Annotated in this window: 8 protein-coding genes and 1 pseudogene; 6 read left to right on the top strand and 3 right to left on the bottom strand. The window is 37.5% G+C overall.

Features of this window, described 5'->3' with window-relative positions:
* The 3 genes from FFM64_RS11895 to FFM64_RS11885 form a co-directional block, all read right to left on the bottom strand.
* Positions 1–356 (bottom strand): IS3 family transposase (locus FFM64_RS11895; protein WP_137608255.1); only part of this gene is annotated, 356 nt, incomplete at its 3' end.
* Complete coding sequence (locus tag FFM64_RS11890) at positions 353–1,039, bottom strand: helix-turn-helix domain-containing protein (protein WP_137608254.1); 687 nt, start codon at positions 1,037–1,039, stop codon at positions 353–355. The genes FFM64_RS11895 and FFM64_RS11890, both read right to left, overlap by 4 nt.
* Before the next feature lie 98 nt (positions 1,040–1,137).
* Positions 1,138–2,079 carry a glycosyltransferase family 2 protein gene (locus tag FFM64_RS11885; RefSeq protein WP_137608253.1) on the bottom strand — a complete coding sequence of 314 codons (942 nt, stop codon included), beginning with the start codon at positions 2,077–2,079 and terminating at the stop codon, positions 1,138–1,140.
* Between the two features lie 125 nt (positions 2,080–2,204).
* Here FFM64_RS11885 and FFM64_RS11880 point away from each other — a divergent pair, with 125 nt between their 5' ends.
* From FFM64_RS11880 to FFM64_RS11850, 6 genes and pseudogenes are all read left to right on the top strand, one after another.
* A complete protein-coding gene (locus tag FFM64_RS11880; RefSeq protein ID WP_137608252.1) occupies positions 2,205–3,113 on the top strand; it encodes a YihY/virulence factor BrkB family protein in 909 nt (302 codons plus the stop codon).
* Between the two features lie 196 nt (positions 3,114–3,309).
* The gene (locus FFM64_RS11875) at positions 3,310–4,863 is read left to right on the top strand and encodes a glycosyltransferase family protein (protein ID WP_137608251.1); all 1,554 of its coding nucleotides are present in this window, start codon (positions 3,310–3,312) and stop codon (positions 4,861–4,863) included.
* A 52-nt stretch (positions 4,864–4,915) separates the two neighbouring features.
* Positions 4,916–5,686: a glycosyltransferase family protein gene (locus tag FFM64_RS11870; RefSeq protein WP_137608250.1), complete on the top strand. Its 771-nt coding sequence runs from the start codon at positions 4,916–4,918 to the stop codon at positions 5,684–5,686.
* An 8-nt stretch (positions 5,687–5,694) separates the two neighbouring features.
* Positions 5,695–6,459 carry a glycosyltransferase family protein gene (locus FFM64_RS11865; protein ID WP_171000405.1) on the top strand — a complete coding sequence of 255 codons (765 nt, stop codon included), beginning with the start codon at positions 5,695–5,697 and terminating at the stop codon, positions 6,457–6,459.
* A gap of 171 nt (positions 6,460–6,630) precedes the next feature.
* A pseudogene (locus tag FFM64_RS11855) lies at positions 6,631–7,669 on the top strand (acyltransferase).
* A 968-nt stretch (positions 7,670–8,637) separates the two neighbouring features.
* On the top strand, positions 8,638–9,897 hold the full coding sequence (locus tag FFM64_RS11850) for a glycosyltransferase family protein (RefSeq protein ID WP_171000404.1): 1,260 nt from the start codon (positions 8,638–8,640) through the stop codon (positions 9,895–9,897).
* Positions 9,898–9,922: the final 25 nt, after the last annotated feature.

Genomic DNA, 9,922 nt, shown 5'->3' with positions numbered 1-9,922 from the left:
TCAGCTTGCTTGATCCGATGATGTTTCTTAATTCGACTTTGGCATTTTAAGTGTAAAACTGACATCAAGCGTTTGACACGTTTTGGTGAAACGATGAAACCAAGGGTTTCATCATGTTCAAGATAGTGAGTCATTTTCCCGGCACCAATTCTTTGTCGATGTTCATTGAAGTATTGATTGAGTTTCTGTTTAAGTATCTTTTCTTGTTGCTGCCAAGGCGTATCTTTATGGTGTTGCCACTGATTAAAAGCTTGGCGGCTAACACCCATGTAACGCAAGATGATTGCTTGGGCACCATGAATTTGTGAACCGATTTCTTGAATTGCTTGATAGGCTAATTTATGTTGGTTATTCACTCCTTGTTCTGTAGTTCTCGGAATTTTTTTGCGAAGAGATCTAGGACCTCCTGTTCTTTGAGCTTAGCTTTTAATTGGCGATTCTCCAGTTGAAGTCGCTCAACTTCAGTCATTTCTTTGACTGGCTTCGTTCGACCACGACCATCTTTAAGGGCTGCATAACCGTTTTCTCTAGACTTGAGAACCCATGAGCGAACCTGTTGATAGGAAACTTTGAAATGTTCAGATGTTTGGTTATAAGAATGTTTACTGGCAGTAACGTATTCAACGATTTCAATTCGTTCCTCAAAGGTAGTTCTACGACTCATAATACGGACCTGCTTTCTTGACGGCGTAGCCGTCAATGATTTATTGGTCCCACCATTATACTGGAATTTTTTAATCCAGTCTCTGAGTTGTGTCGTGCTCCTTAGTCCGAATCGATTACTGATATCAATCAAACTGCCTTCATTATTCAAGTAAGCAGCTATGGCTTGTTGCTTAGTCTTCTTACTATAATGAGTCCAGTTATTACGTTCTTCTAAACCTTTAAGACCATCCTTCTTATAAATGTCCTGCCATCTCTTGACGCCTTGTTGGTCAACACCATGCAATCTCAGGTAAGCGGTCTTAGTTAACTCGGTCGTCGATAAACCCATGATAATTGCTAACTTTTCTTCAGGTGTAAATCTAGTTCTAGGCATAATAAAATCCCCTTAAGCATTGATAGATGAATTATTGTTTTTCATCTGTCAACCTTAAAGGGACTATAGCAGTGAAATTACGACGGGCTTTTTGATGGTTATTTTTCTTCTTGAACAATGTAAAGAGGCCGATGCTTGGTTTCGAGGTAAATTTTGCCGATATAGTTGCCAATGATGCCAAGGCAGAATAGCTGAATTCCGCCCATAAACATTATTAAGGACACCATTGACGCCCAGCCACCAACGCTATTTCCAAAGAGAATTTTGCGAATGATCACGAAGATAATCCCAATGACGGCGATGAACGCGAATAAGCCACCAGTAAAGGTAGCAATCTTTAATGGGACGTCTGAAAAATCGATGATGCCCTCAATTGAGTAATTGACCAATTGCCAGAACGACCAATGAGTTTCCCCAGCGGAACGGGGTGCATTCTCAAATTTTAAATAAGTTGTTCTGAAACCAACCCAGTTGAAAATACCTTTGGAAAAACGATTGTATTCTGGCATGGCTAAGATGGCATCGACCATTTGTCGTGTCATGAGACGGTAATCACGCGCATTTGGAATAATTTGAACCTTTGAGATTTTGTTGATGACAGAGTAGAAGGCCCGAGAGAAGAAGGAGCGAATGACCGGTTCACCTTTGCGATCTTCACGCATGGTACCGACACAGTCATAGTCGCCACTTTCAAGTGTCGTTAACATTTCAGGTAATAATTCTGGTGGATCCTGTAAATCAACGTCCATCACCGCCACGTAATCACCTTTAGCGTGTTGAAGTCCAGCAGCTAACCCGGCTTCTTTACCAAAATTTCGTGAAAACGAGACATAATGGACAACGTCAGGATGCGTAACATTCAGTTTGCGGAATTCTGCTAAGGTGCCATCACTGGAACCATCATTAATAAATAAATACTCATGCCGAATGTCTTTAAATTCGGCAGGATGATCACTGAAGACTTTTTCAACAGTGTTATAAAAGATTTCAATTGTGGGCTCTTCGTTGTAGCAGGGCACAATTAAACTCATGGTTTTCATAAAATAGTTATCTCCTAAGTCCCATTTTTACACTATCTATTAGCTTACCACATTAGAATAAAGATGTTTCAATTTTCAAATCATTGTATAATTGACGATACTAAGTTAACTATTGGAGAAGTAACATGAAATTAAAGGAACGTTACCCCAAGACAGCTAAATGGATTGAAATTATTATTCGACGTTATAACCAAGCTAATGTTAGTAATAATTCGATAGTTTTAGCTTACTATGCACTGATGTCAATTGCACCAATTATTTTGATTATTGGGAACATTGTGGCCCGTTTTAATTTACAGACGCGTCAAATTTTAGCGTACGCTCAGGAATTTATTCCCAGTAATATTTATGCGACGATTAAACCAATTCTGCTTTCCTTCATCTCTTCCAGTGGGAGCGGAAGTTTGTCAATCGGGATTGTTGTCACTATTTGGTCCGCTTCGCAAATTATTGCAGCAATTCGGCGGAGTTTAAATGAAGCATACGGTGTGACCAGCTCGCAAGGTGCGATTGTGACTCGTTTGATGGCCTTCCTATTAACTTTGGGCTTATTGCTCTTAATCGTTGGCTTATCGATCTTTTTCACCTTAAGTCAAGTTGTGATGGATGCAATTTTGGATCTGACGAATACTTCGGCAGCGTTTATTCCGAAGTGGTGGGCAAGATTATTAGCCAATAAAAACTTGATTACCTTCGTGGGGATGTTTATGTTGGCGATGTTGCTGTATTACTTTGTGCCAAATGCAGCAGTGAAGCTACGGTATGTGTGGATTGGGTCCTTAGTCACTACGATTGGCTGGATTGTGATTTCCCAAGGGTTCCGATTATATGTCGAACTCTTTGCGAAACGGGTGACTTCTTACCAAACTATTGGAAGCTTGATCGTTTTGATGTTCTGGTTAAACTTCTCAGGGATGTTGCTGATGTTTGGTGGGGTGGTCAACGCCTCGGTGCAAGAGTGGTTTGAACACACGATTGAGCCAAAGTCGCCACGGGTGATGCGACGGATCAAGCGGCAGTTTAGACGTAAATGATGAAATTGACTGTATGTAGCTAGTTTTTGATATACGCTGATCCGATTTTATCTTATGTGGTATGATTATTTTTGTGCTGTTTTTTCACGGTAATCACATGATGTTTTACTATTACCCGGTATTTTGTAATAGACCGTGAAGATAATGACTTTGGAAGGTATATGGAAATAGGATAAATTAAATTGGAGTTGTTGAAATGAAACATAATCGGATTCAGGGACTGAGTAGCGGGATAGTTGATGTATTCTTAATCCCATTAATAACGATTGCATTGTTGGGTTCACTCTCGTTAATTCTGCCAAATTTTAAAATGATGAGTCCAACTGCTGTGAAGATTACAACGGGGGTGCTATTCGTAATTATACTATTTGCTGTTTGTCAGCCTTTGCGAAGAGTGACAATTAGGGTGTATACACGATTGTACCGATATCGACGTATATTAATATGGGTGATCTTGGTGGTGACCTTGTGCTGGCAAATTGCGATTGTTTACTTGTTATCTGGCCCGAATGCCTATGATGCCAGGATGATTATGAGTGCAGTGATCGATGGTGTTGCACCTAACCAAGACTATTTTTCCGCATATCCAAATACAATCCTTATGTTTTTCCTTGAACGGGCGTTGTGGCTGATAACCGGTAGACCAGTACTTGAAACCTTTGTCATCTATCAAAATATAGTTAATTTATTCTTGATAGATTGCGGTGCCTTGATACTTTTTAATTCCGTACGGCGGTTATTTGGAAAGAAACATGCCCAACTGCTCTTTTTCATTACTTGGTTAGTCATACTAATATCTCCTTGGGTCGCAGTGCCATATACGGACACCTGGGCGTTCTTTTTAACGGCGTTATTCCTAAACGTGGGAACTAGTTATTTTAGTACTAGTAATCATGTTTATAAATATTTATTGGCTGGGTTAACAGGTGTTGGGCTAGTTTTTGCTTATTTGATGAAACCATCATTAGTTATCACCTTCATTGCTTTTGGTATTGTGGGTTTGTTCCGTGGTATTGGAAGGAACTGGTTTCAAATTAAAAAAGTGGCAATTTTCAGCGTATTACTTTTTGTGATTGGCGCCGGCGGTAGTTTTTGGACTCATCAGATTTTCTTGGATCATCAGAATATGCTCGATAACAATACAAAGCTTGCACACCCGATGAGTCATTTTATTGCAATGGGAATGCATGGTAAAGGTGCCTACAATCCACTGGACACGAAAATGGATACTAAAATTAAATCACCGGTCAAGCGGAAGCAAGCTAATGCCAAATTAATTAGACAGCGACTGCATGACTTTAATGGAATGACGAATTATGAAAAATTTCTGGTCAACAAACAAGTAAATAATATCTCAGACGGGACATTTTCCTGGGGTGGAGATGTCTTGATTAAAACAAATCATGCGAATAGTACGATACGTAACAAGACGCTTATCAGACGATTGTTTGCAAAACAGGGGTATGTCCGTCCGAATACTTTTGAGTATCGTTTTGTTGCACAGTTAGTTTGGAGTGCCTGTTTGCTTCTCGTTTTGTTTACCATCAATATTAAGAATTGGCGTGTACAGTTTTTTAAATATGGTGTAGTTGGGTTCATGTTATTTTTACTTATATTCGAGGGCGGTCGTAGTCGGTATGTCATTCAATTTTTACCATTAGTATTAGTATTAGCAACAGTTGGTGGGATGAGATTGCTGACATATGCTCGTTGGCATCATATCTCGACACAAAAGAGTGAAGAAAAGTGATCGTAATAGTTCTCAAAAAAATCTATTCTATATTTAAGTTGGAGTTGTTTGAATGAAACCTTTTTGGATTAAAAATGTCAGTGGTGTTTTAGTAGACTTGTTTTTTATCCCACTGATTTTAGTATCGTTATTAGGAAGTTTATCACGCATATTGGTGGATTTTCACGGGCTAAGGAGCAGCGCTGTGAAAGTTGTAGATATAACTGCATTCATCGTGTTGCTTTATATTGTTTCTCGACCATTGCGTCAGAAACTAAAGAAATATTTGAATAAAGTGTTACTTTATTTTGGTGGGGCACGGGCATTATTGCTCTGCTTGGTGATTATTGTAACTGTATTGTGGCAAATAGCTGTCGTAATTTTAATGACGGGATATAGTGATTGGGACCCTGGCAAAATTATTTTGGCATCTATGGATAAGTTGCCAAATCCGACCTATTATTTTTCTGCATACCCGAATACACATTGCTTACTATTTTTAGAACGCGGTGTTTGGCTTCTTAGTGGTCAGTTGAAGCTTGAAAGTTATGCTGTGTTGCTGAGCTGTATAAATATAATCTTAGTGGATAGTGCTGTGGCAATGGTGGCGATGGTTGTTCGTCACTGGTTTGGCAGAAGGTACTTAAAGGTACTGTTAAGCATGAGCTGGTTCCTGATTGTGGCATCACCATGGATTGTAATACCTTATTCAGATGTTTGGGCATTCTTTTTGGTGTCGCTAACATTATATCTTGTTGATTGCTTTATACGATGTCATCAGGCTATTTATAGATGTTTATTGAGTGTTTTTTTAGGCGTGTTATCGTTTTTTCGTATTATATGAAACCGTCTTTGATTATTATTAGTATTGCGCTAGGAATTATTTTGGGATTTAAAATAATTGAAAGTCCTAAACGTATGATTGATCGGATGATGATGGTACACCTGTGCCTGTTTGTGATAAGTGCCGGGATTGTCGTAACCGTTAATCGTACGTTTATACAGCATCAAGATTTTATTTATATTGATACGAAGCGTGCCCATCCATTGACACATTTCATGGCCATGGGAATGCATGGTAATGGCGGTTATTATCGTCCAGACGGGGCGATGGATGATAAAATTAAATCACCTGTTGCTCGTAACCAAGCTAATGTTAGGTTGATTCAAGATCGTTTTCGAAACTTTAATGGGTTAACTAACTATGGCAAGTTTTTAGTACAAAAGCAAATTAATAATACGGCAGATGGTACATTTGGTTGGGGTCAAGAAGGAACATTTTTACAGCTAAATAATCCTGATAATACCAAGCTTAATCGGTCTTTCATTCGTAAAATGTTTGCAAATCAGGGTACTGTTCAGGCTAATGAAAATTTTGAGTATCACTTTATCGTGCAGCTTGCATGGTGTAGTACTCTAATCGGCTTAATAGGAGTTGTGAACCTTCATAGCTGGAAAATTCAATTCTTGAAATATTCGGTAGTCGGATTTATGCTATTCTTATTGCTATTTGAGGGTGGCCGTAGTCGATATGTCATTCAATTTTTGCCAATTGTTTTGATCCTCACATCTGTTGGTAGCACACGTATTCTGATGAGAATATGGAGGAATAACTAGTACATGGATTGTTCGTGAAGTAGTAGGGCTTGTTTATTTTATAGGGCAGAGCGAGAAATTTCATTCTGGCAAAACGGAGGGTCGAGTTATTTGGATGAGAATGTGAACGCTTCAAAATCTCGGAAGACTGAATTTGATTATTTAAGAATTACGTCAATTTTTTTAGTAGTTATGTGCCACGGTTTGATTGCCGGATATCCTTATTATGGGGGAAAAACAGAGAAACAAAGTTTTATGATGTTAGGCGATATTGATAAGATATTCAGTTCAACGATGGCAGTTGTCGGAAGGTTAGGGGTGCCTTTTTTTTTTACTATCAGGTTATTTTTTAATTAATAGATTTCATCTTACTGAATCGGAAATCTTGAAATTTTATCGAAAGCGCCTTTTTAGGCTTTTGATTACTTTTGAGATTTGGATGATATTGTATGAGATTTTCGTTCGTGGGTATTTGAGAGTAAGGGTAGGATTATTACAGATTGCCATGGAGTTGCTATTTATAACTAAAGCACCCAGTTATTCTAATCCATTAAGCAACGAGATGATACAGATCTGGTTTATTCCAGTAATTTTAGGTATATATTTATTTATGCCACTATTAGTCGCGCTGAGCAAAAACATTCCACAGAGATTTAAAACTTGGTTTATTTTGTTTGGCGTTGGTTTTGATTTTATTATTCCGACGTTGAATATGCTTCTCCAATTTTTTGGAAGAAACATCGGTATCAGTAGTAATATTGATCATGGTTTTGTTGGCACTGCATTCGGGGTGTATGTGCTAATTGGTGGGTTAATCCAAGAGGGATGGCTAACTAAAGTTTCGAACGGTATACTTTGGTGCAGCATGATTATAGGTATTGGGCTATCAGTGTTGATGCAATTTATGGGAAATGTACTAATGGAACATTATTATTTTATATGGTATGACAATTTGTTCATATTAATAACTACTGTTGCTTTATTTGAGTTAGTCAACCGAATTATGATGAATGCTTCTAAGGCGGCCATGCTGTTTTCGGGATATAGTTTAGGAATCTATTTGATTCATCGTCCAATTCAACTGGTTATCCAGAAGTACTTGCTCTTAACAAATTCTAATGTACTTAACTTTTTCATAAATTTGTTTACAACATATTTTCTGAGTTTACTGATTGTATATTTATTGAGTAAAATCAAGTTTTTTAGAGCATATCTCTTTTATGAAAAATAAGGTGAGAGTGTGTCAGATTGTTGTTTCAATTAACGTTTATTGAAACAAATTCTTGTGACTTGTTTTTGAAAATGTATATCAATCGGGAGAATTTTCTGATAAGTATGTAATAAAGCAATTCTGACTTTGATTACTTGGTTTGTTATTGGTCAAATTATTGAAAAGTTGTGGGTTAATTGTCTTTTACACAATGCTGCTTTACTACATGCGGGTATATTTTGATATAAATACCTGAGAGTGACTCTTAGTATTCTGATTGACACAAGAAGAAACTTGGAATTGGGTATTAGTTTAGATTTTTTGAGGTGGCAATTGTCAGAACCAACAACTTTACGTGCTTATTGGGAGGAGCTTAGTTTGCTATTCTGTGGGGGGCTTTCAGGTGTATACTATTTTGATAATTGAAAAGTTGATTTCAAAATATATATTTGTTGAGTCTATTGTATATTATTGTATTGTGAATATCTGTATTTTGTTTTGAATTTAATTCTCGTGTATCGGTGCTGGTATCGTTAAGTTGTTGTAATATTGTTGCTAGAGAGTATTGAATCTGTTGTCAGGATATCATAAAATTGATCTTTTAAATGATCATAGTGTGATATATTTGAGATGAAGAAAATGATGGTGAGCTACTGAATATTTAACCAACTGAAATTGGAGGAGTAAATTTGAATGCGAAGAAGATCCAACAGGGAAGCAATATTTTTGTGAATCTATTTTACTTGCCTTTGATTTTCATAAGTTTATTAGGTTCAATAGGCTTAATAATGTTTACTTTTAACGGGTTGAGACCAGCGTTCCTTTGGCCATTTGTGCTTATTTTTGTTTTATTTTTGTTTATAATTTGTATTCCACACGCGCAAAAATATTTAAAAAGATGCTGGCGTGCTGCATCGTTTTGGTTTGACAGATATAGTTTGTGAGTACTTGTTGTATTCGGAAGTATAACTATTATTTGGCAAATTGTTGTGGTATATTCTCTTTCCGGCACTAGTTATTGGGATCCAAACATTATTTTAAACGGCGCTATTGGAGGAGGGTACCAGCCTAAGCAGTATTTTTCAAACTACCCCAATACGTTGATGTTGCTGTATATGGAACATTTCCTTTGGCTGCTATTAGGCAAGCCAACGCTTGAGGTTCTAATTTTGGTGTTCAATTATATCAATATAATTGTTATTGACTTTGGAATGGTGATGATTGCCAATATTGCAGATCGCTGGTTTGGTAGACAATACATATTATTGGTTACAGTCAGCATCTGGTACATGTTTTTAGTTACACCATGGGTCGCACTCACATATACAGATACATGGGCTTTTATGTTGACTGCTTTAAACCTTTGGCTAATTACCAATTATTATTATTCACACAGGTTGTGGAAGCGATACTTATATGCCGGATTACTTGGTCTTAGCTTTGCAGTATCTTATTATCTGAAACCATCCTTGTTGATTGTTTTCGTGGCGTATTTTATTATTTATAGCTTATATTTTCTAGGTGAAAGAAGAAAGATACAAGACTGGTTAACTGTAGGACTATCGTTAATTTTTGGATTAATAGTAGTTGCTGGAATCTGCACAGCTTTTCATGTTTATACCAATAACCAAAGAATGGTTGTAGTTGATCCAAGTCTGTCACATCCGGTGACTCATTTTATTGCAATGGGTATGACTGGCACTGGTGGATATACATTATCTGACGTTCAACTAGATGAGCGGATCAAATCGCCCAAGAAACGACGTGCTGTAAACACACAACTAATTAAGACCCGTTTGAGTGCCTTTGGACCAGCCAACTATTTTAAATTTTTAGTGAATAAGCAGGTGGCAAATACATCTGATGCATCGTTTGGTTGGGGGCAAGACGGAACCTTTTTGGTGGTAAATAAAATGAATGATAAGGGCATGGTTAGTGTACTTCCACGAAAGTTATACACACAAAATGGTGTTGCCCTCACAACTTCATACGAGTACAGATTTGCAGTTCAGATAGCATGGAGTATGGCGCTTTTTTGCCTATTACTGGGTGTAGGATTAAAAAGTTGGAAAATTCAGTTTTTGAAGTACTCTATTGTGGGGGGCATGTTATTTCTATTGATTTTTGAAGGCGGACGCAGCCGTTATATGATTCAATTTTTGCCGATTATTTTAATCTTGGCTGCGGTGAGTGGGCAAAAATGGGGCGAGTGGGTTTATGGCCATTTTAGGACAGACCGTGAAAAATAAGTTCATTGGAACGGATGTGTATTAA

This window comes from Lactiplantibacillus daoliensis (genome assembly GCF_005405005.1).
Lineage (GTDB): Bacteria > Bacillota > Bacilli > Lactobacillales > Lactobacillaceae > Lactiplantibacillus > Lactiplantibacillus daoliensis.
Note: the sequence above shows the minus strand (reverse complement) of the source record. Positions and strands in the feature narration are given on the sequence as shown.

What these genes read in the sequence shown, in the direction of transcription:
- FFM64_RS11890 (WP_137608254.1), bottom strand. Translation starts at nt 1,039, where the DNA reads ATGCCTAGAACTAGATTTACACCTGAAGAAAAGTTAGCAATTATCATG.
- FFM64_RS11885 (WP_137608253.1), bottom strand. Translation starts at nt 2,079, where the DNA reads ATGAAAACCATGAGTTTAATTGTGCCCTGCTACAACGAAGAGCCCACA.
- FFM64_RS11880 (WP_137608252.1), top strand. Translation starts at nt 2,205, where the DNA reads ATGAAATTAAAGGAACGTTACCCCAAGACAGCTAAATGGATTGAAATT.
- FFM64_RS11875 (WP_137608251.1), top strand. Translation starts at nt 3,310, where the DNA reads ATGAAACATAATCGGATTCAGGGACTGAGTAGCGGGATAGTTGATGTA.
- FFM64_RS11870 (WP_137608250.1), top strand. Translation starts at nt 4,916, where the DNA reads ATGAAACCTTTTTGGATTAAAAATGTCAGTGGTGTTTTAGTAGACTTG.